This window comes from Actinomadura nitritigenes (assembly GCF_017573545.1).
GTDB lineage: Bacteria > Actinomycetota > Actinomycetes > Streptosporangiales > Streptosporangiaceae > Spirillospora > Spirillospora nitritigenes.
Genome location: NZ_JAGEOK010000005.1, coordinates 268608 through 295292 on the forward strand (window position 1 = coordinate 268608; position 26685 = coordinate 295292).

Genomic DNA, 26685 nt, shown 5'->3' on the forward strand with positions numbered 1-26685 from the left:
CTCGTCGGTCCGGCCGCGTCGATCTCAGGCGTGCTCGCGTTCGGCCCGCTGCCGCACCAGCTCCTCGACCGCCGACGGCAGGGTGTTCTCGAAGTCGATGAGCTTCACCCAGGTCGGCGTGACGACGACCCGGACCATGCCGTCGTAGAGCGAGCGGACCTCGGCCTCCCACTCGACGCGCTGCTCCGGCGTCATCTCGTAGCTGCCGTTCATCTGGAGATACTCCTCCGGGATGCCGTCGACGACGTCCAGCTCGGCGCGCCCCCGGATGAGCAGGATCTTCGGCGGGTGGACCTCGGTGTCGATCGTCAGCGCGACCTCGGGCCGATGGCGCAGGGACCGCAGCTTCGGGGCGTTCTTGGTGGTGCACATGACGATCTCCGAGCCGTTCCAGGTGAACGCGATCGGTACGTTGCGGGGCGTGCCGTCCTTGGCGACATAGGCCAGCCGGGTCAGGTCGCGTGCCAGCAGCTCCTGGCTGAGCGGACGGCTGAGGATCTCGTCGATCTCGTGCTGCTCCATGGTGGTCGCTCCTGTCGTCGGGCCGTCGTCGGGCCGTTCTCGGTCGCTCGTACCCCTGGGACGGAACCGGTCCTCCCTCCTCGACATCCGCGGCGACGAATCCTCGGGACTTTTTCCGGAAGCGGCGGGGACGGGTTGGCACCACGCGCATCCTGCATTTCAGGAGCGTTCACGGTCGTCGTCGACGTGCGGCGCGATCCAGGCGCGCAGGGCGAGGTGGAATTCCAGGCGCTGGGCCGGGTCGTGCAGGTCGTCGCCGAACAGGGCCTCGAGCTGGCGCAGGCGGTAGCGCACGGTCTGGGCGTGCACGTGCATCCGGGCGGCGACCTCGGTCGCGCTGTAGTCGCTCTCGATACAGGCCAGGAACGTCTCGGCCAGCTTCTCGCGCGCCTGGACGCGCGGTGAGCGCAGGAGCGGGCGGAGTTTCCGGTCGACGAGCAGGGACGCCAGTTCCGGCGACCGGTCGAGCATCGCCACGGGGATGTGGTCGGCAGCCGTGATCGGTGACGGCGCCTCGATGACGCCGCCGCGTGCCATGATCAGGTCGTCCCGGCCTCCGAGGGTCGTGCCGGAGGCCGGGACGAGGGGTGCCTCGGCCGCGGGGAGCGGTGCCGGTGATGACAAGCGGTCTCCTCTCCCGGGAACGGGTCGGCGGTCGGCGCGGTCACGGGCGCCTTGCGGCCGCGGACCGGCGAGACGGCCTTGGGGGTGGCAAATGCACAAACTGCCAGGTCCCAGGACCCCTGTCTGTGCGCATCAGCGGCAATTCTGAGGTGGAAGAATTGGGCGATGTCCCGAATCGAGGACCCCAGACGGCGCGGTTGGCCGAGCTCACCCGCGCGGCCGTCGACCGCTGCGCCGCCGAGATCCCGTTCTACCGGGCGCTCCCCGGGACCTGCTCGACGGCGAGGTGCACCGCGCGTTCACCGCGACCACCCGGCTGATCGTCAGGACCCTCCGCGAGGAGCGCACCCCGGACACCGCGGAGCTCACCGAGATCATCGACTGGTCGGCACGGCGCGCCGCGGACGGGCTGCCGCTGGACGCGGCCATCGCCGCCTACCTGGTCGCCTCGATGACCGAGTTCGAGCTGCTGTCCGGCGAGGCCGACGCGCCCGAGATGCGGCGCTATGCCGTCCACACCCTCCGCTACCTCGCGAGCGTCCTGCCCGCCGTCGCCCTGGCCCACCTCCACGAGCACCAGCAGATCGAGGGGCAACGCCGCGACCTGCGCCGCGATCTGATCTCCGCGCTGCTGTCCGGCGAACCCGCCGCCGAGCTGGCCGAGCAGTCGGGCGTGGCGCTCGCGTCCGGCTACCTCGTCGTCCTGCTGCGGCTCGCGCCCGGCGAGGCCGGCGCCCGCAGCACGATCCGCCGCGTCCAGTCGGTGCTGGACGCCCACCAGCAGGCCGACGTGCTGGCCGCCCTCACCGCCGACGGGGGGACGGCGCTGCTCCCCGCCGCGCCGGACGCGTTCGAGCGGCTGCCCGCGCTCCTCGCCCGGATCGGCGAGGCGACCGCCCGTGCCGTCACCGCGGCGGCCGCCGAGGCGGGCACGCTGGACGCCGTGCCCGAGGCGCTCGGCGAGGCGGAGGAGGTCGCCGACCTGGCCCGCCGCCTCCACCTGCCGCCCGGCCTCTACCGGCTGGACGACGTCCTGCTCGAGTACCAGCTCACCAGGCCAGGCCGGGCGCTGAGCCGCCTCGCCGCCAAGCTGGACCCCCTCGCCGCGAACCCCGTCCTGATGGAGACGGCCCGCTCGTTCGTCCGGCACGGCCACAACCGCAGCCGGACCTCGGCCGAACTGCGGATCCACCGCAACACCCTCGACTACCGCCTGGGCAGGATCGCGAAGCTCACCGGTCTCGATCTGTCCGCCCCGCAGGGCGTCCGCCTGCTCGATGCCGCGATGACCGCCCGCGCCCTGGTCTAGCGCCGCGTCCGCTCCGGGACGCGGGAAGGCCCGGACCGATCGCTCGGTCCGGGCCCGCGGGACTCCCCGAAGGTCAGGTGCAGTGCGTCCAGCCGCTGTACCAGAACTGGTTGTTGGTGCCGCCGCCCCACTGGACGCACTTGCCGACGGCGGGCGCGGAGACGGGACCGGCGTAGTAGGCGTAGCTGTCGGTGTCGTCGATCGGGCTGCTTCCCTGGACGTACAGGTAGGCGCCCGTGCGCGTCTTGGTGCCCACGGACGTGGTCTTCACCGTCACCACGCAGTTGCGGCCGGATGAGCCGTTCCACAGCAGGTAGACGGTCGAGCCGGTCAGAGCCTTGTGGTCGATGACCGAGTAGCCGGAACCGCAGACGGCGGCCGGCGAGGTCGCGGCCGAGGCGGGGCCGGCCAGGGCGACGCCGGCGGCGCCGACCGCGGCGGCGGAGGTGATGAGGGCGAGGGCGGCCTTGCGCATCACGCTGGTCTCCTTCCGCTCCGGCGGCGTGCCGGAGCAGTCAAGATCGTCCTTCGTGGACGACGACGCCCGGGCGAACTCCAGATGATCACTGGATGATCTCCCGGGGGTGCGCCGGGGCGCCGGTGGTCGACCGGCTCGTCCTGCCCCGCCGCTCATCGCGCGAGGCGGTACACGCGGATGACATGGTCGCGGGTGCCATAGACCTGCTGCCAGCGGGGGCCCGTCCAGGTCGGATCGCTCAGCATGGGCTGGGCGGCCTTCTGGCAGACCTGGCACAGCCGTCCGCCGTCGGTGTCGTACAGCACGAGGAGGTCCCCCCGCCGCGGCCCTTCGGACCCCGGGCGGACGGCGCGGATCCGGGTCGACCAGGCCCGCCCGCCCCAGGCGCCGTCCTGGTAGACCCGGAGCACCTTGCCGGTGCGGGGGTCCGCCCACACCCGGGCGCCGGGGCTGTCGTGATCACGCATCCAGGACCGCAGCGACTCCATCTGGGTGCCGCCGCCCGCCCGGGTCGAGGGCGCCTGCCACCAGGAGCGGGCGGCGGCGCCGCAGGTGACCAGGGCGACGGTCAGCACCAGCGCGGCCGGCAGGAAGCGCCGCGGCCGGGCGCCTTCCGGGAACCGGCCGGCCAGGGACACCGCCCCGAGCCAGAGCAGCCCGAGCCCGCCCAGCACGAACTCGGGAAAGATGGGGAACCAGTACCGGATCAGCTGCAACCGCAGCTTGGGGGCGCTGGGGTCGAGCACGCCGCCGAGCAGGGTGAGCGGCACCCACAGCAGCGCGCAGCCGGCGATGGGGACCGCCATCCGGCGCGGACGCAGCAGCCCTCCCAGCAGTGTCAGGCCGAGCAGCGCGACGAGAAGCCCGCCGTCCGGATACGTCCGCAAGGTCTTGGGCAGCCGCAGGACGTACAGCATCCGCGGCTTGTCACGGTAGGTCGACGCGATGTCGGGCGCCGAAGCCCTCTTCCCGTGCCCGGTGATCGCCAGCACCCGCGCCAGCGGGTCGCCGTAGAGCCGCCAGCACAGCAGGAGTTCGGCGGCCCCGATCGCCACGATGGGGACCAGCACCCAGACCATTCCGGCCACGCGCGCCCTGCGGTACAGCACCACCAGGACCACCGGCCACATGAAGACCACGAACTCGCGGGCCAGGTAGGACCAGCCGAGCAGCGCCCCCACCGTGAGCAGCAGCGCCCTGCCGGGCGGGTCCGGCCGCTGGGCGGCGGACACCGCCAGAGCCGCCGCACAGGTGAAGAGCCCGGCCGCGAGGACGTCGGGAAGCAGGTCCGTGGAGTCGGCGAAGACCGGGGTCGCCGCGACCACGACCAGGGCGCCGGCGGCCCCCACCGGCCGGGCGAACAGCACCGTGCCCAGCGCGAACGTGCCGAGGAGCAGCGTCAGCGTGGCGAGCACCGGCACGGTCGCGTAGGCGGCCTGCGAGTACCCGAACACGGCGATGGCCAGGCGAGCGGGAATGATCAGGCCGAACCGCGTCACCTGGTGCATCTCCGTGGTGACCTCGACCGGCTCCGGGAACCGCGCCGCGGCTTCCATGTAATTGAGCTGGTCGGACGGCACGGGAGTGCGCAGATGGGTCAGCAGGACCACGAGCCAGGCGAGCACGAGGCCGCCCGGCAGCAGCCATGCCGGACCCGCGCGGCGGCGACCCGCCGAGGCTGATGGCGCCGCGCGCTCGGCGGCGGCGCTGAGACCCGCAGACATGGCGAGAATGTGCCAGCTCCTACCGAGATCCACGCGTCGTCCCGATGGCCGGCGGATGAACTCCCGGAACTCGCCGCCCCCTCACACGGCTTCGGTGCGGCGCGCCGGTGCGGCGCGTGACCCACGCCACATGCGGTTCCTGTCAGGAATCGGGCCGCCGCCCCGCTCAGGTCCCGAGAGCAAGCGAACCGACGGGATCCTCACATGAAGCACCGCATCGTCGTCCTCGGCGCCGGCTATGCCGGGGCCTACGCGGCCGGGACCCTCGCCCGCCGGCTGTCCCCGGCCGACACCGAGATCACCGTGGTCAACGCCGTGCCGGACTTCGTCCAGCGGCTGCGGCTGCATCGGCTGGCGGCGGGACGCCAGATCGAGGCACCGAAGCTCGCCGACGTGTTCGCGGGCACGGGGATACGGCTGCGCGTCGCCCGTGTGACCGCCGTCGACCCCGAGCGCCGGGTCGTCACCGTCGCCGACGCCGGCGGCGGGGGCGAGGTGGGCTACGACACGCTCTTGTACGCGCTCGGCAGCCGCGGCGCCGATCACACCGTCCCGGGCGCGGCCGAGCACGCCTTCGACGTCGCCGCCAGGCCCTCGGCGCTGCGGCTGCGCGAGCGCCTGGACGGCCTCGGCAGGCGGGACGGAGGCGGGCGCGTGCTGGTCGTCGGCGACGGGCCGACCGGCATCGAGACCGCCACCGAGATCGCCGAATCCCGCCCCGCTCTGCCGGTGGCGCTGATCGCCCGTGGCGAGCTGGGCGCCCGGCTCTCCGCCGGAGCCCGCGACCACCTGCGCCGGGCCTGCGACCGGCTGCGCATCACCGTCCTGGAGCACACCGCCGTCGACGCCGTCGAAGCGACGCGGGTCCTGTGCGCCGACGGCACCGCCCTGGCGTCGGACGCGACCGTGTGGACGGCCGGGTTCGCGGTCGGCCCCATCGCCGCCGCCGGCGGGCTGGAGGTCGCCGAGAACGGCCAGATCGTCGTCGATCGCACCATGCGGTCGGTCTCGCATCCGAGCGTCTACGCCGTCGGTGACAGCGCCCACGCCATCGGCGACAACGGCCGGCCGCTTCCGATGTCCTGCGCCTCGGCCGGCCACACCGGCCGGCAGGCCGTCGAGGCGATCGTGGGCCGCCTGACCGGGCGCGAGATCGCGAAGACCAGGCTGGTCCACACCTACAACCACATCAGCCTCGGACGGCGGGACGGGATCCTCCAGCCGGTCGACGACGAAGGGCGGGCGAAACCGAGGTACATCGGCGGCCGGAAGGCCGCGGGGATCAAGGCGGGCATCCTCACGATGTCGCTGTGGGCCACCTCGCACCCGACCTTCGGCGTGCCCAGGCGCAGGCACCGCTCGGCCGCCGCGCCGGGCACGACCGCCGGCGAGGCGGCCGCCCGCGGAGAAGGAGGTCGCGTTGTCGCCTCATAGGGTGGCCGGCGTGGACGGCACGAGCGCGGATCGCTTCGACACCGGCCGGTTCGAGGCCAGCCGGAACCGGCTGGCCGCGCTGGCCTACCGCCTGCTGGGCTCCGCCGCCGACGCCGAGGACGCCGTGCAGGACGCGTTCCTGCACTGGCAGGCGGCGGACCGGCAGCGGATCAGGGTGCCGGAGGCATGGCTGACCAAGGTCGTCACCCACCTCTGCCTCGACCGGCTCCGCTCGGCGCGAGCCCGCCGCGAAGGCAGCGCCGGCGACCGGCTGCCCGAACCGCTCCTCGACGGCGACCCGATGCTCGGCCCGGCCGACACGTTCGAGCAGCGCGAATCGGTCTCCCTGGCCGTGCTGACGCTGATGGAGCGCCTGTCGCCCCCCGAGCGGGCCGTCTACGTCCTGCGCGAGGCGTTCTCCCACGGCCACGCCGAGATCGCGGAGATCCTCGACATCACCGAGTCCGCGAGCCAGCAGCACCTCCACCGGGCCCGGCGGCGCCTCACCGCCGCGCGCCGCGGCTGCGAGGTCGACCCGGCGGACGCCCGCAGGGTCGTCGAGGAGTTCTTCGCCGCCGCCTCCTCGGGCCGCACCGAACGGCTGGTGGCGCTGCTCACCGACGACGCGACCGCGATCTCCGACGGCGCGGGCCTGACCGGGAGGCTTCTGCGGCACGACACCCCGCGACGCATCGCCGCCGTCGCACGGGCCGGCTTCACTCCCACCGACGCGAAGCGGCGGTTCGCCGGCGGCTCGCCCGCCGTCCACTACGCACTGGTCAACGGCGGCCCCGCGCTCCTCTTCGTGGTCGGCGACCAGGTCATCGGCTCCGTGACGTTCGACCTCGCGGGCGGCAGGATCGCGACCGTGCGCGGCATCGCCGCCCCCGACCGCCTCGTCCGCCTCACCGAAGCCTGGCGGCGCGGGCCGGACAGGCCGCTCATCGGCCGGTGGTGACCCGGCGATTCTCGGATGTGCTGGGTTACAGTGCCGATCATGCCTGCTGACTTGCACGAGAGCGCGGTGGTGGCCGACGCGCACAACGACCTGCTGATGGCGGTCGTGGCCCGTCCGCCCGCGCGGTGGGCGTCGTTCTTCAGGGAGCGGTGGCTGCCCCAGCTGCGCGCCGGTGGAGTCGACCTGCAGGTGCTCCCCGTGTTCATCGACAGCCGGTTCAGGCCCGAGGGGGCGCTGCGCGAGACGCTCCGGATGATCGAGTGCGCCCACGTCATCGCCGAGGGGAACCCGGAGGACGTCCGGCTCTGCCTCGACGGGCCGCAGATCGACGCGGCGCTGGCCGAGGGGAGGATCGCGCTGGTCTTGGCGCTGGAGAGCATGCCCGGCCTGGACGCCGACATCGAACTCCTCGCAACCGTGCATCGGCTCGGTGTGCGGGTCGCGTCGATGGCGCACTGGGGGCGCACCCCGCTCGCCGACGGCAGCGGCGAGGACGCCACCGCGAGCCGCCTGACCGCAACCGGCGTCCAGGCCGTCGCCGAGATGGAACGGCTCGGCATCCTGCTGGACATCTCCCACCTGGGCGCCACCGGGGTCGAGCACGTGCTGGAACTGGCGTCCCGGCCGCTGATCGCCACCCATTCCAGCGCCCGCGCCCTGCGCGACCACCACCGCAACCTGACCGACGACCAGATCCGGGGCGTCACGGCGTCCGGCGGCGTGGTCTGCGTGAACTTCCTGCCCGGCTTCCTGGCCGCCGATCCGTCCGGGTACACCATCGCCCGCCTGGCCGACCACATCGAGCACGTCGCGTCGGTCGCGGGCATCGACCACGTCGGCCTCGGCCCCGACTTCGTCCACGAGGTCTACGCCGACCTCACGCCGCCCTGCTGCGAGGACCCCGCGACGAACGCCGGCTTCGACGTCATGGCCACGCTCCCCGGCCTGGCCGGCCCCTCGGGCCTGCCCCTGCTCACCGACGAACTCCTCGCCCGGGGCCTCCCCGAGCCCGACATCCGCAAGATCCTCGGCGGCAACCTCCACCGGCTGCTCACCACCCACCTCGCCTGACCCGCTCACCGGACGTTCCGTCGGTCGGCGTGAGCCGGACACGTGCCGCAGGCCGGTGCCGAGTCCACCTGCTCGAAGGCGACGGCGGCGCAGTCGGCCGTCGCCGCTACTGCGCGGCTTTGTTGCGTCTCCTGTATTCGGTGGGGGTCAGTCCGACGAGGGTCCTGAAGCGCCGGGCGAAGTACGTCGGGTCGTCCCAGCCGACGGCGGCACCGACCCGGGCGGCGGGCAGGACCGAGTTCACCAGCAGCGCCGCCGCCCGCTCGGCTCTCAGCCGGGCCAGGAATCCCATCGGGGTCGAGCCGGTGCACTGCGCGAACAGCCGGCCGAGATAGGCGGGGTCCAGGTTGACGGCCCGCGCGAGGTCGGCCAGCCGCCACGGCTCCGCGGGCGCCGCTTCGAGCCGCGCGATCGTCGCGGCCACCGCGGGATGGACGGCCGGTTCCAGCGTCGCGTGGTCGGGCTCGGCGCCGTCGGCCAGGATCCCCAGCACGGTCATCAGGCGGCCGACCGCCCGGCCGGGCCGGCGGCGGCCCGCCGCCAGGTCCCCTTCGAGCAGGCTGATCTGCGCGATGGCCTCGTCGGCGTCCGAGGGGGCGAGGGACCGGACCGCCACACCGCGAGCGCCGTGGGACACCGGGTCGGTCCACAGCAGACGGCGCAGCATCGGCAGCTGGTACAGCTCGGCCCGCAGCGCGCCGGCGGACAGGCAGCAGTTCGCGACGGTGAGGTCGGCGCAGTCGCCGAAGGCGTGCCACGCGCCCGGCCGCAGCACGATCGCGTCGCCGTGCCGCAGCGGACGCTCACCGTGGCTGGTGACGTGCCGGCCGCCGCCGGGGCCGATGACCGCGATCTCGAGGAAGTCGTGCGTGTGCGGTTCGACGCCGGCGCTCAGGTGGTGGACGCCGCCCCAGACCGGACCGTCGACGAACAGCGCCTGCTCGTGCAGGGTGGCGAGCATGTCGTGATCGTACGACCTATCGCCGGGATCGGCCTAGCCCTCGACCGCGTGCCCCGGCGAGGCTTGGCACATCCCGACGAACGGAGTCCTCATGGTGAACGAGCAGGCGAGCACCGATGTCGGAGCCGACGGCCGAGTCTCGCAAGATCTGGTGGAGGCGTATCGCGAGTACGGTTTCGTCCGAGTCCGAGGCGTCCTCGACCCGCCCCAGATCGAGCGGTTCAGGGCCGGCGCCGAGAACTACCTGGAGGCGCATCGCGCGGAGAGCCTGGAGACACGCGGCACCTTCAGCCAACTGGTCGACGTGTGGAGGCGCGACCGGACGCTGCGGGATCTCACCCTGGACCGGCGTCTCGGCAGGATCGCCGAGCAGCTCGCCGGATTCCCGCTGCGGCTGTGGCACGACCAGATGCTGGTGAAGGAGCCGCACAGCGACACCGCCACGGAATTCCATCAGGACCGCCCGTACTGGCCGCACCGGGGCGACCGCCTGCCGCTCTCCGCCTGGATCGCGCTGGTCGACGTCCCGCCGGAGCGGGGCTGCATGACGTTCCTGCCCGGCACCCAGCATCACGCCGGTCTCCGCCCGCAGGACCTGCACGATGCGGAGGACCTGTTCGCGGCGGAGCCGGCGCTGCGGTGGGCGCCCCGCGTCACCCTCCCCCTGCGGGCCGGCGACTGCACCTTCCACAGCGGTTACACGGGGCACATGGCGCTGCCGAACCGCACGGGGACGGCCCGGCTCGCGCACGTCACCATCTACATGGACGCGGAGACCGCCTTCAGCGGCGGCGCGCACCCCGTGACCGACGGCCTCGGCCTCACGGCGGGGGATCGGCTGAACGGCGAGAGGTTCCCCCGTCCGTGGGCATGAGCAGGCGCACCGGACCGAACAGGCCGGAGACCCGCTGACCGGGGAAGACGAAGTGGGTCGGGCTCACCTCGTCGAGGTAGGGCGCGAGCGTGCCGCAGACCAGGATCTCGATCTCGTTCGGGCCCTCCCGGAGGGCGGCGCCGAGGTCGAAGCGGTACGGGGCGCAGATCCGCACGCCCGCGTGCACGCCGTTGACCGTGACCTCGGCGGTGCCGCGCACCCGTCCGAGGTCGAGCGCCGCCGTCGCCGGGGCCGGGGCGGAGGGCAGGTCGACGCGGCGGCGGTAGCGGACCGCCCCGCTGTAGCCGGCCAGCCCCGCGTCCTCCCAGTCGCCCAGCTCGATCGTTCCGGAGCCCAGGGCGAACCGCACGGGCCCGGCGAGCGCGGCGCCGGCCTGGTGCCCGGGGACGGTCCGGATCCGCAGCTCCGCCGTCCTCCGGCCGGGCGCCCGGAGCGGAGCCCCGCCGGGGCCGGGCCGGGGAGGCAGCCGCATCTCCGGGCCCGGTTCCAGCCGCTCGCCGTCCAGGAGCACCTCCAGCAGTTCACCGCGCACGTCGGCGCCCATCCGGGTGGCGCCCGGCGGCACGGTGACGCGGAGCCGCTCGACGCGCGGACCGACGCCCGGAACGGCGAACCGCGCGGGCAGCACGTCGCCGCTCTCCACCGTGTCATCGAGCCAGGCCGCACCGGGCAGCGGATGGGGGCGCCGCCGCAGGTGCAGCGAGGCCGGGTCGCCGTACTGGCGGCGGTTCGGCAGGACGGGCACCGGCTCCCCGTCGCGCGCGGCCGTCCACCCGGCGCCGGAGACCACCGCGCCGTCCACCATCACGGCCGGAGGCGCCCCGCTCTCCGTGAGGACCAGCGTCACCTCGCCGCCGGTCACCTCGTAGCGGCCGACGCGGGGCACCGCGTGCTCGGCGTACGGGTCGAACCCGCCCTGGCGGCCGACCTCCTCGCCGTCGACGAGGATCCGGCAGGGGGCGGCCGAGGCCACCTGGAGGACCGACGGGCCGGAGGTGGCCGCCGCGTCCCTGCGGGGGGCGGTGAGCGTGATCCGCGCACCCGGCCTCCCTGGCCCGGCCACCGTGATCCACTCCGGTCGCCGATAGCGGCCGGGATCGGTGATCACGGCGAGGTGGGCGCGCAGCCGCACCTCCTCGTCCGGGACGAACCGGACCTCGACCTCGCGCTCGCCACCCGCGACGGGGGCCGTGGCGATCGCCAGGTGCCCTCGGTCGTCGAGCGGGACCTCGGCCCCGTCGACCAGCAGCGTCTTGGCCGCCGGCGCGCCGACCGCCACGAAGCCGCCGTCCGCCGGCACGGTCACCCGCGCACAGAAGAGCACCGCCTCCCCGGCCGGGACCTCACCGAAGTCGAGGAACTCCTCCGGCACGTGCCCCTTCGGCCCGAGGAAGTCGCGGTGCACGGCGTCCTTGCGGATGCCGCGCGAGTCGGAGTACACGGCCGGGCGCCACGAGCCCTCGGACTCCAGTGCCCAGACGCCGTGCGGGCCGAACGTGGCGTGCGCCTCGGCCCAGTCCGTCTCACCCTCCACCTGGTGCAGGAAGCTCCAGCTCTCGATCGGGACGTCCCGGCCGGCGGGGCGGGCGAAGTCGCCCCAGGAGTTGTCGAGGGTGGGCACCGCCTCCATCGTCCAGGAGGTACCGAGGTCCAGGACCGCAGCCGCCTGCCGCTCTTCGGCGGGGGCGGCCCCCTTCCGGTCCGCGCCGTCCGCGGCGTCCTCGCCGCCGGGGAAGACGAGCAGTGCGGCGGGAGCGTCGTCGAACGGCACGACCACCTCCGACCAGGTCGCGTCGACCGCCCGGACCTCCAGCGGGCGCGGCGGCCCCCCGAACGGGCCGGCCAGGAACGCCGGGCCGCGGACACCGCGCACCCGCACCCGCATGTCGCGCAGGTAGCGGTCCGGGTCGAAGTCGTAGGTCACGTCGAGCCAGCCGAGGTCGGCGCCGCGCTCGCCGGGACGCTCGACCGACACGCGGCTGGCCATGGACGGAGCGGCGGTCACGAAGACCACGGTGGCGCCGTCGACCTCGCGGACGAGGGCGGGGACCGGTGCGTCCACGCGGCGGTCGGCCGCAAGGGCCGCCCCGATGCCGTCGGCGTCCGGCACGACCTCCGCCAAGGCGCGGAGCCTCGCCACCGCCGCGTCGGCGTCCGGGTCGCCGACGCCGTGCCGCGGCGGCGGACCCACCGCGACGACGCGCCCGCCGGCCTCGGCGAACGCGGCGAGCCTGCGCGCGGTCTCCCCTTCGAGCACGGTGCACGCGGGCAGGACGACGGTGCCGTACGACTCGTCCGCGACGTCCAGCCGTCCTCCCGTGACGTCGGCCCGCTGCACCGAGTCGTCGTCCACGACGTCGGCGTCGATTCCCAGCCGGTCGAGCACGCCGGGGACCATCCGGAACCACGCCATGTCGCCGACCAGGGCGCGGTAGGCGTCCTGGGCGCGGACGGCGTCCGGGTCGACGCCGTCGAGGCGCGTCCCGGCCTGCGCGGTGGCGGTCGGGAACAGCACCGCGACGTCGCAGACGTGCCTTCCCAGCGACAGCGCGGCGCACAGCCGGGTGACCGCGTCGGCGAACACCCGGTGGTGCCTCCAGTAGGGCTGGCGCCAGTCGGTGGACGGCGGCGCCCATTCCCACCAGCCCGCCTTGGTCGTGTAGTAGACGGCGTGCGGGTTGTAGAGGGTGGCGCCCGACCGCAGCCAGGGAAGCAGCCAGTCGAAGGTCTCCTCCAGCGTCCCGCCCCAGCCGCTGGAGTGGAACGCCTCGATCCAGGTCCGGCCGCGGCCGTACAGGTGCGCCAGCGACGCGTGGATGCGGGCGTCGCCGTGGTGGTCCGAACCGGGGGCGCCGAACCAGCGGTGCGTGCGCGCGTAGTCGGCGTAGATCCTGACGCCGTCCACCGGGAGCCCGGCCCGTGCCGGATCCTGCTGGTCGCACCCGTGCAGCAGGCCGTGCGCCTGGTGCCACTCGGCGAGCGGCCGGAAGAACGCGTCCTCGGCCAGTTCCGCGCGGGTGAGGTGGTAGTCGCGGCAGATCCGGAACGCGTCCCGCCCGCTCGCCCCGCTCCCCGCGCTCGCCCACAGCGCCCCGAGGTGCGGGGTCAGGTCGTAGCCCCGGCGCCGCGCGAACTCGTCGGCGAACGTCCGCGACCAGGTCGGCAGCGAGGGCAGCTCGTCCTGGAACGACCCGACGATCACGTTGCCGAGCCGGTGGCCGAGCCGCCGCGCGAACTCGCCGTGCACGCGGTCGAGCAGCACCTCGCACGCTTCGGCCGACAGGTAGTCGAAGCCCCGCACGCCCGCCGTCCCGGACGGTTCCAGCCATCGGCCCGCGTAGGCGGGGACGTCGCGCACCAGCCGGGCCTGCAGGTCGGCGCCGGAGAAGCCGAGCTGGTCGTAGAACCAGAGCGACACCCCCAGCCCGGCGGCGTCCTCGCACACCGCGTCCAGCAGGTCCCACCAGGCGTCGGAGAAGAACGGCGGGTCGTCGGCGTCCGAGCCGAACATCGGCCCCGAGGGCGCCAGGTTCAGCACCACCAGGTTGTGGACGCCGCCCTCGGCGAACCGTTCGAGCTGGTCGCGGAGGCGCCGCCGGTCCAGCCGCTCGCCGCTCCACCACCAGATGGGCGCCGGCGAGTACGCGGACGGCGGCGCGTCCAGGGCCGCCCGCAGCCGGGGCGGGATCGCGGCCGCGCTCACCCCTTCAGCCCGCTGGCGAAGCCCTTGATCACGTACCGCTGCAGCAGCAGGAAGACCACGATGATCGGCAGCGCGGCGAGCACCAGGCCGGCGAAGACCAGGCCGTAGTCCGACACGTACTGCCCCACGAACGCGAAGATCCGCACCGGGACGGTCTCCCGCGCCGACCCGCCGAGGTAGAGCAGCGGCGTGAAGAAGTCGTTCCAGACGAACACGGCGTTGAGGATCAGCACGGTGCCGGTGATCGGCCGCAGTAGCGGGAACACCACCCGGGTGAACGCCTGGAGATGGCCGGCGCCGTCGATCAGCGCGGCGTTGGCGTAGTCGCCCGGCAGCGCCCGGATGAACCCGGTGTAGAGGAAGATCGTGAACGGCAGCTGGATGCCGGTGTAGAAGATGATCATCCCCTGGTAGGTGCCGAGCAGGCCCGCCGAGTCGGCCAGCTTGAACAGCGGGATCATGCCGAGCTGGAACGGCAGCACGATGCCGAGCAGGAACAGCACGTACAGCACGAACCCCATCCGGGTGGCGCAGCGGGCCAGGAAGTAGGCGGCGAACGACCCGATGGCGATGAGCGCCACCAGGCTGACCACCGTGATCACCGTGCTGTTCAGCAGCGCCGACCCGAGCGAGGCCCGCGACCAGGCGCCGGAGAAGTTCTCGAACGTCGGCGACGTCGGCGGGGACAGCGGCGCCGAGGCGATCTGCTGCTTGTCCTTCAGCGACAGCGTGATGAGCGCGTACACCGGGAACAGGAACGCCAGCGCGACGGCGATCATCAGCACTTCCAGCAGGAAGGTGCGGAATCCGTACCGCAGGCTCATGCCGCCACCTCCCGGCTGCGCAGGTAGTAGATCTGGATCAGCGAGACCGCGGCGACGAACAGCGCCAGGACCAGCGCGATCGCCGTACTGTAGCCGTAGTTGCCGAACACGAACGCCTGCTTGTACAGGACGGTCGAGAGCGTCTCGCTGGAGTGGCCGGGGCCGCCGCTCGTGGCCGCGTAGACCTGGTCGAACAGCTTCAGCCCGCCGATGGTCGACAGCATCACGTTGATCGTGACCGCGGGGGCCAGCAGCGGCCAGGTCACGCTGCGGAACCGCTGGAACCGCCCGGCGCCGTCGATCATCGCGGCCTCGTGCAGTTCCGCGGGCACGCCCTCCAGCCCGGCCAGGAAGATGACCATCGAGTAGCCGGCGAACTGCCAGATGACCATCCCCGCCACCGACCACAGCGCCAGCGACGGGTCGCCCAGCCAGTCCTGGCGCAGCGACCCGAGACCGAGCCCGCCGAGGATCGCGTTGAGCCCCGCGTCCGGCGCCGGGTTGTAGACGTACTTCCACAGGAACGCCACCATCACGGGGCTGACGACGGCGGGCGCGAAGAACACGACCCGCAGCACCGCGCGCGATCTGATGCGGGTGTGCACCCCGAGCGCGAGCAGCAGCCCGATGCCGTTCTGGACGACGACGATCGCGACGGTCAGCAGCAGCGTGTTGACCAGCGATCCGCGGGCGGCGTCGTCCTGCAGCAGCCGCCGGAAGTTGTCGATGCCGTTGAAGGACCGGTCACCGATGCCGTTCCAGTCGGTGAAGGCGTAGACGATCCCGCTGGCGCTCGGATACAGCACGACCAGCACGTACACGAGCAGGGCGGGCGCCGCGAACCACCAGGGCGGCGCCAGGAAGCCGCCTCGCCGCCGGCGGCCGCGGGGCGGCCGCCGGGCACCGCGCGCCTTCGGTGCTCCGGCGGCCGGCGCACCGGCCGCCGGAGCGGCCGGTGCGCGCTGAGGGGACGAGGTCACGGCTGCTTCTTCCGGTAGGTCTCGTCCAGCTTGGCCAGTCCCTTGGCGACCGTCGTCTTGCCGGCGAGCAGCTCCTGCACCATCGCGAAGTGGGCGGGCTGCACCTCGGCGTTGGGCCAGGCCTGGTCCATGAAGGGGACGGCCTTGTTGCCGTCCATGTACGGCAGGAACGGCGTCAGCACCGGGTCGATCTTGGAGCCGGCGTCCCGGACGAGCGGGACGCAGGCGACGGACTCGGCCCAGCGGTTGATGTTCTCCTGGCGGCCGAGGAAGTCGATGAACGCCTTGGCGGCGTCGCGGTTCTTGCTGCGGGCGCTGACGCCGAGCCCCACGACGACCCCGGCGGGGATCCACACCTGGGAGGCGTCGTCGGCGCCCGGCACCGGGAACATCGACAGGTCGTCGGGGCTCGGCGCGGCCTTGCGGAAGTCGGGCAGGACCGCGGAGACCTGGATCGCCATGGCGGCCTTGCCGGTGGCGACCATGGACGTCTGCTGCTCGAACGTGGTGCCGTTGGGGTTGTCGTTGAAGAAGCCCCGCTTCTGCAGCTCCAGGTACATGTCGAGCGCCTGCACCCAGCCGGAGTTCGCGAACGTCGCCGTCCCCGCCTTCATCTGGCTGTCGAACTGCGGGTTCTTGGCGTACACGGTGGACGGCACGAGCGCGTAGGTGATCAGCTGCGTGACCCACTGGGTCTGCGCGCCGAGCGCGATCGGGACCTTGCCCTTCTTCTTGATCTTGTCGCAGACCTGGAGGAACTCGCTCCAGGTCTTCGGCGGGGTGACCCCCGCCTCCTGGAAGACCTTCTTGTTGTAGATCGCGCCGATCACGCTGGATCCGGCCGAGTACAGGAACGTCTTGCCGTCCATCTGGAAGGCGGGCTTCAGCCCCGCCGGGACCCGCTTCGTCCAGGCCTGGTCGCTCAGGTCGGCGAGCAACCCGGCCTTGGCGATCTGCACCATGCTCATCGCGCTGCCGTTGCCCGGGTAGACCACGTGCACGTCGGGGGCGTTGCCCGCGCCCAGCTGGGTGCGCAGCGAGGTCTCCACCTGGTCGGTGGGGGCGAACGAGGTGCTGAACTTCGCCTTGGTGTAGGCCTTGGTGAGCAGGTCGAGCGGCTTCTGCTGGTCGGCCACGCCGACCAGGCGCAGGGTGCCGCCGGACCCGCCGGACGACCCCCCGCAGGCCGTGAGGGCCGCCGGCAGAGCGGCCACCGCGGCCGCTCCGCCCGACAGCCGCAGGAAACCGCGGCGGCTGAGGGCCGCCCTGTCGAACGACGATGTCATCTGTCCTCCTCGCGTTCATGGCGCGGGTCGCCGAGGTGACGGCGGCCGGCCATGCCCGTCCCACGTGGGGACGGTGGTCAATGAAGTTCCGCGGTGAAGCGGTACTCCCCCGAAGCGGTCCGGCAGCGGAGCTCCCCCGGCTCCGTGCCGACGATCCGGACCCCGGCGGCCTCGGCCACCGGTACCCCGCTCTCCGTGACCCCCCCGGGGTCGTCCGCGGGGATGTGGACGGTGGCGGTCGCGCCGGGCGGCACCGTCACCTGAAGGTGGAACATGCCGTCCCGGCGGGTCCAGCGGGTGGCGACGGTCCCGCGCACCGACTCGTGGCTCGCTTCGGCGGAGGCGAGGTCGCCGGGCCTCGGCCGGACCAGCACTTCCCGGTAGCCGACCGATCCGGGCGCCTGGTCGAGGCCGGCGACGCCGCGGTAGAGCCATTCGCCGATCGAGCCGAGCGCGTAGTGGTTGAAGGAGTTCATCGCCGCGGCCTGGAAACCCCGCTCGCCGGTATAGCCGTCCCACCGCTCCCAGATGGTGGTCGCGCCGTGCCGCAGCGGGTGCAGCCATGACGGCGGCTCGGTACGGCGCAGCAGCGCGTGCGCGAGGTCGCTGTGGCCGTGCGCGTCGAGGACGGGGGCGATCAGGCTCACCCCGAGGAACCCGGTGGTGAGGCCCGGGCCCGCCTCCCGGACGAGCTCGACCAGGCGTCGCACCGCACCGGGCACGAGGTCCGGCGGGAGCAGGTCGAACGCCAGGGCCAGCAGGTAGGCGGTCTGGGTGTCGCCCTCGATCCCGCCGTCCGGGGTCACGAACCGCTCGGTGAAGGTCTTGCGGATGTGCCCGGCCAGCGCGCCGTACCGCGCGGCGACCTCCGGCTCGCCGACGACCTCGCCGGCCCGCGACGTCAGCTCGGCGCTGTGCGCGAAGTAGGCGGTGGCGAGCACGTCCCGGGGCGTGGGCGCGGGCGCGAGCCAGTCGGCGAAGTGGGGGCCGACCCGGCGGCTCCACACCAGGTCGGGGTTGTTCCGGTGAACGTGGTCGACCCAGGCGCACATGGCGTCGAGGTTGCGTTCGAGGAAGCGCTCATCCGCGTACACCCGGTAGAGGTGCCAGGGCACGAGGACCCCCGCGTCGCCCCAGCCGGGCGCGCCGTCGTCGGCGACCCCGGCGAGCCTCGGCGCCACGTTGCTGAACGCGCCGTCCGGCGACTGCGCGCCCCGCACCTCCCGCAGCCAGCCGTCGAAGAACGCGGCGACGTCGGCGTTGAGGCACGCGGTGGGCAGGAAGACCTGGGCGTCGGCCAGCCAGCCGAGCCGCTCGTCCCGTTGCGGGCAGTCGGTCGGGACGCTGACGAAGTTGGAGCGCTGCCCCCAGCCGATGGCCTCGTACAGGCGGTTGACGTCCGGGTCGGAGCACGTGAACCCGCCCGCCCAGGGGGTGTCGCTGTGCAGCACCACGCCGGTGATGCCGCCGGCGTCGAGCGTGCTCGGCCCGGTCACCTCGGCGTACCGGAACCCGTGGTAGGTGAAGCGGGGCTCGAAGACGGTCTCGGCGGGCCCGGCCGCGATCAGCACGTCCGTGGCCGCGGCGGTGCGCAGGTTCGCCGTGTAGAGCGCACCGTCGTCGTCCAGCGTCTCGCCGTGCCGGATGACGACCCGGTCGCCCCGGGCCAGGCCACGTACCGTCAACCGGACCCGGCCGGCGAAGTTCTGCCCGAAGTCGACCAGGAAACGCTCCGCGCCGACGCGGGTCACCGACCGGGCCGCGAGCTCCCGGACGGCGCGGACCGGCTGAGCGACCGACGCGGTGAGGCGGCTCCGGTCCGAACCGGTCACCCGCACCGGCCGCCACCGGCCGCTCGCCGGAACGTCCGCGTCTTCCTCCTCACCGGGGCCGCCGGGGAGATCCCACCCCGGCGTCTCGCGGCGGAGGTCATGGCACTCCCCCATCAGCAGGTCGGCGTACCGGATGGGAGAGCGGGCGCTCCGCCAGTCGCCGCCGGTCGCGACGATGTCACTGGTCCCGTCGGCGTGGACGAGGTGCAGCTCGGCCAGCAGTTGCGGGAACGTTCCGTAGTGGGCGCCCGAGCGGCGCGGATCGAAACCGACGAACCCGCTCCACCAGCCGTCCGCGATCGTGACGGCGAGGACGTTCCCGCCCGCCCGCACCAGGTCGGTCACGTCGTAGACCTGGTAATCGATGCGGTCGCGGTAGTCCGTCCAGCCGGGGGCGAGCTCGGCGTCTCCGGCGCGCACGCCGTTGACGCGCGCCTCGTACAGCCCGCGGGCGGTGACGTACAGCCGGGCGCGGACCGGGGCGGCGGTGACCTCGAACGCCCGGCGCAGCCGGACGGCCGGCTGGAGCCCGTGGTCGGTGAGGGCGAGCGCGCCCTCCTCGGGAGCGTCGACCACGTCGAGGTCGGACGGGTCGTGGGCGATCCAGGAGGCCGTCCACTCCGCCGGGCTCATCATCCCCGTCTCGAACCAGGACTCCCGTTCGGCGGACGCGCCGTCCGCGCCGGTGACCGTGACCGTCCAGCGGTAGCGGGTGCGGGGCCGCAACCGTCGTCCCTGGTAGCGTGCACCGACGGCACCGGGGTCGGCCACCTCTCCGGTGTCCCAGACACGCTCGCCGTCCTCCGCCCGCACGCGCACCCGGTACGCCGCGGGCGCGTCGCCGCGCCTGCCGGACGCCAGCCGCCACGACAGCAGCGGCGCGGGCTCGTCGATGCCCAGCGGCCGGACCCGGTGATCGCAGCGGAGGCCGTACGGCGCCACACTCTGGGACTCGGCCACTGGCCCACTCCGATCGCAATCCCAACAACAAAACTGTGAAGATAACGCCAAAAAATGTGAGATTGAGCGTAAGAGGCCGCCGATCGGGGTGTCAAGATGTCTGCTGGATCACTTCTGAGGGGATCTGGCGAGCACCGCCGCGGAGCCGCCGCGGGCGGCCCCCGCACCCCCGAGTCGACCCTCTATCACCGGACTGACCACACCACTCGTGGTCAAGACACATGAGAAGGCGCTCGGCGTCGGACCCGGTGCCTCCCTGCCCCAGCCGGGCTCACCGAACGTGAGATAAGAACACTTCGAAACGTTAACAAGCGCCGGGCCGCGGTGCGGGCGGGAGCTCGGCCGGGGCGGCGAGCGGCGCGCAGCTCAGGTCGCCGCCAGCTCGTAGGCCACCTTCTGCTCCTCGAGATCCCGCAACGCCTCGGCGCCGGCGCCGTCGTCGACGATGACGCGGTCGAACGCCGACAGCGGCGCCACCCGATGCAGCGCCACCCGGTTGAGCTTGGAATGGTCGATGAGGAGCACGCTGCGCGCCGCGGCCCGGAGCATGGCCCGCTTCACCGGCACGATGCGCTGCTCCTGGTGGTAGGCGAACCCTCCGCCGACCGCGGAGGTGGACACGAAGCACAGGTCCACGTTCAGCGCCTCGATCGCGTCGACGCAGGACACGCCGAGGAACGAGTCGTGCAGCGGATCGTAGTCGCCGCCGAGCGCCATCAGCCGGATCTCCTGCTCACGGGCGAGCAGGTTGACCGCCTGCAGGAAGTTCGTGACGACCGTCAGCGGAACGATGCCCGGCAGGCGGCGGGCCAGCGCCAGCGCCGTGGTGGAGTCGTCCAGCATCACCGCCATCCCGGGCTCGACGAGCTCGGCGGCCCGCCTGGCGATGGCGTCCTTCTCGGCCCGCATCGACTTCAGGCGGTAGGCCACGCTGCTCTCGAACACCCCTGACGGCTGGGCGGTGACCCCGCCGCGGTGCTTGCGGACGATGCCCCGGCGGGCGAGTTCGTCCAGGTCGCGGTGGATCGTCATGAGGCTGACGGCGAAACGATCGGCGAGTTCCGCCGCGGTGACCGAGCCGACCGACAGCACGACGCCGGCGATGTCCTGCCGGCGCCGCTCCGGACCGCGCGGCGCGCCGCCGTCCTCGCTCATGGTCGATCCTCCCGTGGTCCGCATCGCACGACGGGCTGCCGGAAGCGACAGGACGGGACCGAAGATAACACTCTCAGATGCTCTCTTAACAAGAAATCCCGAGGCGCCTGCACGCGCTCGCCGTCCGGTCGGCGCTCCAGCAGCGGTCTCCTAGACATGTCCAGTGGCATACGGCGAGCCCGCTGCGGTCCGCGCACCTCGTGCCTCCAGGCGCGCGCGCAGGCGCAGGCGCCCCGGGTTCACGCCGGCCGCGTGCATGATGCCGCAGAGGAACAGCGCCAGCCAGCACAGCGCGGCGGGCGCCGATGTCACTCCCTGCCCGTCGGTGGTCGTCAGGATGAGCGCGACGACCGCGACGGTCAGGACCCCGTACGCCGCGGCCGCGATCAGCCAGGCGCGGTGCCGGTGCCGGACGCCGATGTAGAGGAACGCGCCCCAGGTCAGGAAGCCCAGCGCCAGGGCCGGCGCCATCCATAGGCTGTGCAGGATCTTCCAGCCAAGCCCGTGCCGGGTCATCGCCGCGTCTTCGGCCGGCGCGTAACCCGGCACGCTCTGGCCCGGCACGCTCTGGCCCGGCACGCTCTGGCCCGGCACGCTCTGGCCCGGCACGCTGTAGCCCGGTGGGGACGTCATGGACGTGGGGCCCTGAGGTGGCATCCGGGACGAGGTGCCAAGAGGCATGAAGCCCGTGGGCAGAGGGGGCGGGCCGGACGTTGGTACGGGACCCGCCTGGGCCGGCCCCTGGTCGGCACCGGCGAGCCGGGTCAGGACACGGGCGTGCAGGTGCATCCCCGTCGGTCCGGCCGCCGCCGGGGCGATCTCACCGAGCGGATGCGCGCGTTGCACGAACCCCAGGAGCCGCTCGTAGGTTTCGCGGGCGTCCGCCGGGCGTTGCCGCGGATCCTTGGCGAGCAGCCGGCGGACGAGTTCCTCCAGGTCGGGCGGGACGTCGGCGCGACACAGCGGCGCCGGTTCCTCCTCGAGGTGCTTGTAGCCGAGCGCGTGCGGCGACGTCGCCGTGAACACCGGACTCCCGGCGAGCATCTCGTAGACGACGCAGCCCAGCGCGTAGAGGTCGGTGCGCGGGGTGGCGCGCTCGTTGCGCAGTTGTTCGGGCGCCATGTACGCGGGCGTGCCGACGATCTCACCGGTGCGGGTGATGCGGACGACCCCGGCGGCGTCCAGGACGGTCGCCACTCCGAAGTCAAGGACCTTGACCGTCGCGTCCCGGGTCACCATCAGGTTCTGCGGCTTGATGTCGCGGTGCACGAGCGAGCGGCCGTGCGCGACGGCCAACACCGAGCAGACCTGTGCGGCGATCGCGGCCGCCCACGGGACGGGCAGCGGTCCCTGCTCGGCGACCAGGTCCGCGACCGTGCAGCCGTCCACCAGCTCCATGACCAGGAAGAGGCCGTCGTCAGAGGAGCCCGCGTCGTGCACCGCCGGGACTCCGGGATGCTGCAGGCCCGCGGTGAGCGCCGCCTCCTGCACGAAGCGGCGCACCAGCCTTCCGGGGTCCGGCCAGCGGGCGAGGGCCTCGTTGGTGAGCAGCTTCACCGCGATCCGCCGCTCCAACTGCCGGTCGACCGCTTCCCATACCTGGCCCATGCCGCCCCGGCCGAGCGGCGCGACCAGCTCGTAGCGTCCCCCGAGCAGCTGCGTCACGCGGGCCCCCTCCGTACGGAAAGGATCATTCTGGCGCATGCCGCGGCCCGCGCGGAGCGTTCTGGACGAGCGCGTCCACGACCGCCGCGGACCGCCCGGCCTCAGTCGTCGGCGACGTCCAGCTCGCCCGCCGCGACACCGTCCGCGAGGAGCCGGCCCATCTGCTCGGTGAGGGCGATGCCGTCACGCGCGGCGGAAGCGACGCGGTCCATCCGCCGGAACGCCTCTCCGTACCGGCGCTGCTGCTCCAGAGGAAGCCGCGGCACACGCGCACGGTGGACGTCCACCCGGCTGCCCGTCGACGACAGGGCCGACGACCGCACGTTGGCGGTACTGCGCAGGACGCCCGCCAGGAAGTACGGGTCGAGCTCCTCCGGGTCGACCCTGACGAGCGACAGCTGCGGGCCGAGCAGCAGACCCTCGCGCTCCACCACCCGCGCCGCGAACCGGCGGGAGGCCACCGCCACAACGATGTCGCCGGTGCGCGTGAGGAGCCAGTCCTCCTCCGCGCGGTCGAGGACCCGTCCGGTCGGCTCGCGGTCGTGGATCACGTCCTCGGCGGTGAGCATCGGCCGCCCCGCGCCCGTCTCGGCCGCGTCCCTGCGCGCCGGTGCCCGGTGCACGGTCAACGCGCCGACCCGGGCCAGTTCCGCGACGGAGGTGACCGCCGGTTCCCGATCCCGCGTCGCGGGTCCGAGGTCCGGCACCAGCCCGGACATCTGCCCGAGCAGCGCGGTCAGCCGGTCGCGCGTCTGGACGAACCGCTCGGCGGTCCGCTCCCCCGTGCCGGCGGCCAGGTGCCGCGCCGGGGTCAGGTCGACGTCCTCGTCCAGCAGGTCGATGATCGGCACGATCCGGCTCGTCCCGGGCCGGTCCACGTCGCGGCCGGCGTGGAAGTCCCGCCAGGTCCGGACGATCTCCGCGCCGTCCGCGCCGTCCACGCCGTCCACCACCAACAGCCCGGACGGCCGGTCGCCCGACGGCCTGCGCAGCAGCCACAGATGGGGGCCGTCGGGAAGCGCGACCACGGCGCGCAGCGCGCCGCGTCGCAGCAGCTGCGTGCGCATGCGCCGCCCCGAACGCCGCCCCGCCACCGCGGGCGGCATCAGCAGGACCGCGAGCCCGCCGGGGACGAGATGCGCGAGGGCGTGCTGCGCCCAGGCCAGTTCCGGCTCCATGCGGGGCGGCAGCCCGTACTCCCACCGCGGGTCGGCGGTGAGCTCCTCGTGGCCCCAGTACCGCTCGTTGAACGGCGGGTCGCACACCACCGCGTCCACGGTGAGGCCGGCGAACGCGTCCTGCCGCAGCGAGTCCCCGGTGCGGATGTCGGCCGGGGTGCCGCGCAGGGCGAGCCGCGTCCCGGCCAGCGAGGCGAGCACCTCGTCCCGCTCCTGCCCGACGAGCCGCCGCTCCGCACCGCCGGACGGCGCCGGCAGCGCCGACAGCAGTTCGCCGGTCCCGCACGCCGGGTCCAGCACCGACCGCGCGTCCGGGTCGACCAGCCCGGCGATGAGCGCGGCGAGCTGCGGCGACGTCAGCGCCATCCGGGGCAGTCGGACTTCCAGGTAGCGCTCGACCAGGAACTCGAACGCGCGGGCAGGGCCCCACGCGCCGGACAGTTCGTCCACGGCCCTCAGCAGCGGCACCGACCGCTGGTCGACGCCCAGCCGTTTCGCGGCCGACCGGTCGCTCAGCCCGCCGAGCGGGATGCCGGCGCGCTGGCAGGCCCCCACCTGCCGCAGGACGGCGCCGAGCTCGCGTTCGTCGCCGGCCGCGCGCAGCAGCTGCCACGCCCGCTCCTCCGGAGGGGTCTCGACGAGCTTGCCCTGGTCGCGCAACCACGCCTCGACCTCGGCCAGCGAGAACACGGGGCTGGTCGGGGTGCCGCCGATGGGCTGCGGAAAGTCGGGATGGCGGCGCCGCCAGTTGCTGACCGCCGCCCGGCTCACCCGGACGAGCCGGGCGATGTCCGACGTGGTCACGGTGGCGTCCTCGCGCACGTCCACCCTCCTCATCTGCGACTCCGACACCCTATCGCCCGCCCGGATGCGTGTCGCCACAATCGAACCACTTGTTAGTCGAGTTAACACGTGCTGTACTTGGCGACGCGCCGAACACGTGATCGTGTCGGCGTTCCACGACGACGCCCCTCCGGAGGTTCCGCCATGCCGTCCCTGCGCCCCGCCGTCCCGCTCGCTGCGATCGCCACCCTGGCCGGCGCCGTCCTACTGACCGGGTGCGGCGGCGGCAAGGACGACAACGGCCCCAAGAGCAGCGGCGCCACCTCGACGGCCGCGGGCGCCGAGCCCGCCGGCTCCCCCAAGAGCACCGCCGCCGCGGCGGCCTACCACGACCCGATGGACATCGCCAAGAAGATCCGCGGTGCGCACCTCGGCTGCACCAAGGCCACTCGGACCGAGTCGCTGGGCAGCGGAAAGGTGATCTGCGGCGGCACCGCCAACATCAGCATCGAGTTCTACGAGACGCCGAGCGCCTTCCTCGAGGTCAAGAAGACCATCTGCCAGATGGGCGTGGCCGCGACCATCGTCGCCGACCCGGGACGGCGCTGGATGGTCACCTCGCTCAACACCGGCGTGAACAAGCGCATCCAGCGGGCGGTCGGCGGCAAGGTGGTCAAGACCTGCTGACGGCCGGGAGGTCCGCCGGCGGGGGCATGTCAGCCGCCCAGCTTCACGACCAGCGAGCGCAGGTGAGGTGCCGCGGCGTTCGGCCGCCCGCGCTTCACCCACGCTGCGATGTGCTCGCTGACCAGCTCGGCGAGGCTCGCGCGCTCCTCGTCGCTGAGTTCGACCGTGGTCGTGGAGTCGGTCCGGCAGTTGTAGGCCCTGAAGAGGATGTCCCCGACGGCCTGCTCGGCCACGGGAGGCTTGCGGTTGCGCTGAGCATGCCAATCGGCACTGTTGTTGACGACGCCCCAACCGTGCAGGGCTTCGTGGTTGGTGAGTTCGAGCCTCATGGGGCCGGTACCTCTCGCCTCAAGGGTATGACCACACCCTACGCAGGCGTGGCCCTTGAGGCCCGGGGCGCTCCGGTCGGCGGCCTTCTTCCAGGCGGCTTCCGAGAGCACGTTCGCGCCAGCCGGCGGGATGTGGCTGATCGCGACCTGCCGGGCGCCACGGACGAGGATGTCGGCGCCGGCGGCGAAGCGGGGGACGAGCGGGCGACGGAACACCGGACCGTGCGCGACGAGGATCGCGGTGACCTCGATGTCGTCGTTCTCCGTGGCGTGGCGCGGCCGCGGCCGCCGTACCGGTCTCTTCCGGGTGTCCGGCTACTCTGCCGCCGTGATTATGATCAAGGAAATCGATTCTTCGTATATGTGAAATCCATAAGATGGATGTCATGAATCTGGCCCGGCTGGACATGAACCTCGTGGTGGCGTTGCGGGCGCTGCTGGAGGAGCGCAACGTGACGCGGGCGGGCCGGCGCGTCGGCCTCAGCCAGCCGGCCATGAGCGCCTCACTGGCCCGACTGCGGCGGCACTTCGACGACGACCTGCTGGCCCGTGTCGGCGGCGGCTACGAGTTGACGCCGCTGGGCGCCGCGCTGCTGGAGCGCACGGCCGCGGCCTGCGATCTGCTGGAGCGGGTGTTCGCCAGCCAGACGCAGTTCGACCCCGCCGCCGAGACGCGGGAGTTCACGCTGCTCGGGTCCGATTACGGCAACAGCGTGTTCGGCGCGGAACTCGCCCGCGTCCTCCACGATGAGGCGCCCGGTGTCCGGCTCAGCCTGCAGCAGAGCAGTCCCGCCGTCGTGGAGAACCCGGCGACGTCGCTGGGCCGTGTGGACGGGCTGCTGCTCCCGCACGGGATCATCGACGGGATTCCCTCGCTGGACCTGTTCGAGGACCGGTGGGTGTGCGTGGTGGACGCCGGCGGGCCCGACCTGCTCACCCTCGACGATCTGGCCCGCCTGCCGTGGGCGGTCTACCAGCGGCCCTACGACGCCCCGGTGACCCGCCAGCTCAGCATGATCGGGGTGAGCCCGCGGGTCGAGGTCTCGGTGCAGTCCTTCCAGATGCTGCCGAACTTCGTCGCGGGCACCGACCGGGTGGCGCTCATGCAGGAGAGGCTGGCCCGCCAGGCGACCGCTCCCGTCAAGGTCCTGCCCTGCCCGTTCGCGGCCGTGCCGCTGCGCGAGGCGCTGTGGTGGCATCCTCTCCACGCCCGCGACGCCGGGCACATCTGGTTGCGCGAGACCGCGGCCCGGGTGGGCGCCCGCATCCAGGCCATGGATGCCGAGCATACGAAGGATCGATTTCACAACGCGTGACGGCGGCCACA

Annotated in this window: 21 protein-coding genes; 7 read left to right on the forward strand and 14 right to left on the reverse strand. The window is 73.2% G+C overall.

The genetic code is table 11. The features are described from left to right. Positions 1-24: 24 nt before the first annotated feature. A complete protein-coding gene (locus tag J4557_RS09405; protein WP_208266054.1) occupies positions 25-522 on the reverse strand; it encodes a pyridoxamine 5'-phosphate oxidase family protein in 498 nt (165 codons plus the stop codon). A 159-nt stretch (positions 523-681) separates the two neighbouring features. Further along, the gene (locus tag J4557_RS09410) at positions 682-1146 is read right to left on the reverse strand and encodes a PucR family transcriptional regulator (protein ID WP_208266055.1); all 465 of its coding nucleotides are present in this window, start codon (positions 1144-1146) and stop codon (positions 682-684) included. Between the two features lie 286 nt (positions 1147-1432). Here J4557_RS09410 and J4557_RS09415 point away from each other — a divergent pair, with 286 nt between their 5' ends. Then, complete coding sequence (locus J4557_RS09415) at positions 1433-2455, forward strand: PucR family transcriptional regulator (RefSeq protein ID WP_208266056.1); 1023 nt, start codon at positions 1433-1435, stop codon at positions 2453-2455. A 73-nt stretch (positions 2456-2528) separates the two neighbouring features. Here J4557_RS09415 and J4557_RS09420 read toward each other — a convergent pair whose 3' ends face one another. Together J4557_RS09420 and J4557_RS09425 are read right to left on the reverse strand one after the other, a co-directional pair. After that, on the reverse strand, positions 2529-2933 hold the full coding sequence (locus tag J4557_RS09420) for a hypothetical protein (protein ID WP_208266057.1): 405 nt from the start codon (positions 2931-2933) through the stop codon (positions 2529-2531). A gap of 152 nt (positions 2934-3085) precedes the next feature. Then, positions 3086-4657, reverse strand: coding sequence for a hypothetical protein (locus J4557_RS09425; protein ID WP_208266058.1), 1572 nt, complete (start codon positions 4655-4657; stop codon positions 3086-3088). A gap of 204 nt (positions 4658-4861) precedes the next feature. Here J4557_RS09425 and J4557_RS09430 point away from each other — a divergent pair, with 204 nt between their 5' ends. The 3 genes from J4557_RS09430 to J4557_RS09440 are packed head-to-tail and all read left to right on the forward strand — an operon-like array spanning position 4862 to position 8120. Then, entirely contained in the window at positions 4862-6091 is a 1230-nt protein-coding gene (locus tag J4557_RS09430; protein WP_208266059.1) for an NAD(P)/FAD-dependent oxidoreductase, read from the forward strand. A 10-nt stretch (positions 6092-6101) separates the two neighbouring features. Beyond that, the gene (locus tag J4557_RS09435) at positions 6102-7049 is read left to right on the forward strand and encodes a sigma-70 family RNA polymerase sigma factor (protein WP_307799578.1); all 948 of its coding nucleotides are present in this window, start codon (positions 6102-6104) and stop codon (positions 7047-7049) included. Between the two features lie 39 nt (positions 7050-7088). Then, complete coding sequence (locus J4557_RS09440; RefSeq protein WP_208266060.1) at positions 7089-8120, forward strand: dipeptidase; 1032 nt, start codon at positions 7089-7091, stop codon at positions 8118-8120. A 106-nt stretch (positions 8121-8226) separates the two neighbouring features. Here J4557_RS09440 and J4557_RS09445 read toward each other — a convergent pair whose 3' ends face one another. Next, positions 8227-9081, reverse strand: coding sequence for an AraC family transcriptional regulator (locus J4557_RS09445; RefSeq protein WP_208266061.1), 855 nt, complete (start codon positions 9079-9081; stop codon positions 8227-8229). Positions 9082-9172: 91 nt separating this feature from the next. Between J4557_RS09445 and J4557_RS09450 the strand changes: the two genes are divergently transcribed. After that, a complete protein-coding gene (locus J4557_RS09450) occupies positions 9173-9955 on the forward strand; it encodes a phytanoyl-CoA dioxygenase family protein (RefSeq protein WP_208266062.1) in 783 nt (260 codons plus the stop codon). Here J4557_RS09450 and J4557_RS09455 read toward each other — a convergent pair. The 8 genes from J4557_RS09455 to J4557_RS09490 form a co-directional block, all read right to left on the reverse strand. Continuing rightward, a complete protein-coding gene (locus J4557_RS09455; protein ID WP_307799581.1) occupies positions 9903-13679 on the reverse strand; it encodes a glycosyl hydrolase in 3777 nt (1258 codons plus the stop codon). The genes J4557_RS09450 and J4557_RS09455 overlap by 53 nt on opposite strands. Continuing rightward, entirely contained in the window at positions 13676-14503 is an 828-nt protein-coding gene (locus tag J4557_RS09460) for a carbohydrate ABC transporter permease (protein ID WP_208266063.1), read from the reverse strand. Before J4557_RS09460 ends, J4557_RS09455 begins: the two co-directional genes overlap by 4 nt. Then, a complete protein-coding gene (locus J4557_RS09465) occupies positions 14500-15483 on the reverse strand; it encodes a carbohydrate ABC transporter permease (protein ID WP_307799583.1) in 984 nt (327 codons plus the stop codon). The genes J4557_RS09460 and J4557_RS09465 overlap by 4 nt, the downstream gene beginning before the upstream one ends. Continuing rightward, positions 15480-16769 (reverse strand): ABC transporter substrate-binding protein, encoded by a 1290-nt coding sequence (locus J4557_RS09470; protein WP_208266064.1) that lies wholly within the window; start codon positions 16767-16769, stop codon positions 15480-15482. Before J4557_RS09470 ends, J4557_RS09465 begins: the two co-directional genes overlap by 4 nt. 77 nt (positions 16770-16846) lie before the next feature. Continuing rightward, positions 16847-19561, reverse strand: coding sequence for a family 78 glycoside hydrolase catalytic domain (locus tag J4557_RS09475; RefSeq protein ID WP_208266065.1), 2715 nt, complete (start codon positions 19559-19561; stop codon positions 16847-16849). 366 nt (positions 19562-19927) lie between these two features. Beyond that, positions 19928-20716, reverse strand: coding sequence for a DeoR/GlpR family DNA-binding transcription regulator (locus J4557_RS09480; RefSeq protein WP_208266066.1), 789 nt, complete (start codon positions 20714-20716; stop codon positions 19928-19930). Positions 20717-20866: 150 nt separating this feature from the next. Then, complete coding sequence (locus J4557_RS09485) at positions 20867-22381, reverse strand: serine/threonine-protein kinase (protein ID WP_307799585.1); 1515 nt, start codon at positions 22379-22381, stop codon at positions 20867-20869. 101 nt (positions 22382-22482) lie between these two features. Further along, positions 22483-24396, reverse strand: coding sequence for an N-6 DNA methylase (locus J4557_RS09490; RefSeq protein ID WP_208266068.1), 1914 nt, complete (start codon positions 24394-24396; stop codon positions 22483-22485). Positions 24397-24546: 150 nt separating this feature from the next. On the opposite strand from J4557_RS09490, the gene J4557_RS09495 reads away from it, so the two are divergent. Further along, on the forward strand, positions 24547-25029 hold the full coding sequence (locus J4557_RS09495) for a hypothetical protein (protein ID WP_208266069.1): 483 nt from the start codon (positions 24547-24549) through the stop codon (positions 25027-25029). Between the two features lie 29 nt (positions 25030-25058). Here J4557_RS09495 and J4557_RS09500 read toward each other — a convergent pair whose 3' ends face one another. After that, positions 25059-25358, reverse strand: coding sequence for a hypothetical protein (locus J4557_RS09500; protein ID WP_208266070.1), 300 nt, complete (start codon positions 25356-25358; stop codon positions 25059-25061). A 386-nt stretch (positions 25359-25744) separates the two neighbouring features. On the opposite strand from J4557_RS09500, the gene J4557_RS09505 reads away from it, so the two are divergent. After that, the gene (locus tag J4557_RS09505) at positions 25745-26674 is read left to right on the forward strand and encodes a LysR family transcriptional regulator (RefSeq protein WP_208266071.1); all 930 of its coding nucleotides are present in this window, start codon (positions 25745-25747) and stop codon (positions 26672-26674) included. The last annotated feature ends 11 nt before the right edge of the window (positions 26675-26685 follow it).

What these genes read in the sequence shown, in the direction of transcription:
- J4557_RS09505 (WP_208266071.1), top strand. Translation starts at nt 25,745, where the DNA reads ATGAATCTGGCCCGGCTGGACATGAACCTCGTGGTGGCGTTGCGGGCG.
- J4557_RS09440 (WP_208266060.1), top strand. Translation starts at nt 7,089, where the DNA reads ATGCCTGCTGACTTGCACGAGAGCGCGGTGGTGGCCGACGCGCACAAC.
- J4557_RS09450 (WP_208266062.1), top strand. Translation starts at nt 9,173, where the DNA reads ATGGTGAACGAGCAGGCGAGCACCGATGTCGGAGCCGACGGCCGAGTC.
- J4557_RS09425 (WP_208266058.1), bottom strand. Translation starts at nt 4,657, where the DNA reads ATGTCTGCGGGTCTCAGCGCCGCCGCCGAGCGCGCGGCGCCATCAGCC.
- J4557_RS09480 (WP_208266066.1), bottom strand. Translation starts at nt 20,716, where the DNA reads ATGAGCGAGGACGGCGGCGCGCCGCGCGGTCCGGAGCGGCGCCGGCAG.
- J4557_RS09490 (WP_208266068.1), bottom strand. Translation starts at nt 24,396, where the DNA reads ATGAGGAGGGTGGACGTGCGCGAGGACGCCACCGTGACCACGTCGGAC.
- J4557_RS09470 (WP_208266064.1), bottom strand. Translation starts at nt 16,769, where the DNA reads ATGACATCGTCGTTCGACAGGGCGGCCCTCAGCCGCCGCGGTTTCCTG.
- J4557_RS09405 (WP_208266054.1), bottom strand. Translation starts at nt 522, where the DNA reads ATGGAGCAGCACGAGATCGACGAGATCCTCAGCCGTCCGCTCAGCCAG.
- J4557_RS09430 (WP_208266059.1), top strand. Translation starts at nt 4,862, where the DNA reads ATGAAGCACCGCATCGTCGTCCTCGGCGCCGGCTATGCCGGGGCCTAC.
- J4557_RS09500 (WP_208266070.1), bottom strand. Translation starts at nt 25,358, where the DNA reads ATGAGGCTCGAACTCACCAACCACGAAGCCCTGCACGGTTGGGGCGTC.
- J4557_RS09495 (WP_208266069.1), top strand. Translation starts at nt 24,547, where the DNA reads ATGCCGTCCCTGCGCCCCGCCGTCCCGCTCGCTGCGATCGCCACCCTG.
- J4557_RS09445 (WP_208266061.1), bottom strand. Translation starts at nt 9,081, where the DNA reads ATGCTCGCCACCCTGCACGAGCAGGCGCTGTTCGTCGACGGTCCGGTC.
- J4557_RS09460 (WP_208266063.1), bottom strand. Translation starts at nt 14,503, where the DNA reads ATGAGCCTGCGGTACGGATTCCGCACCTTCCTGCTGGAAGTGCTGATG.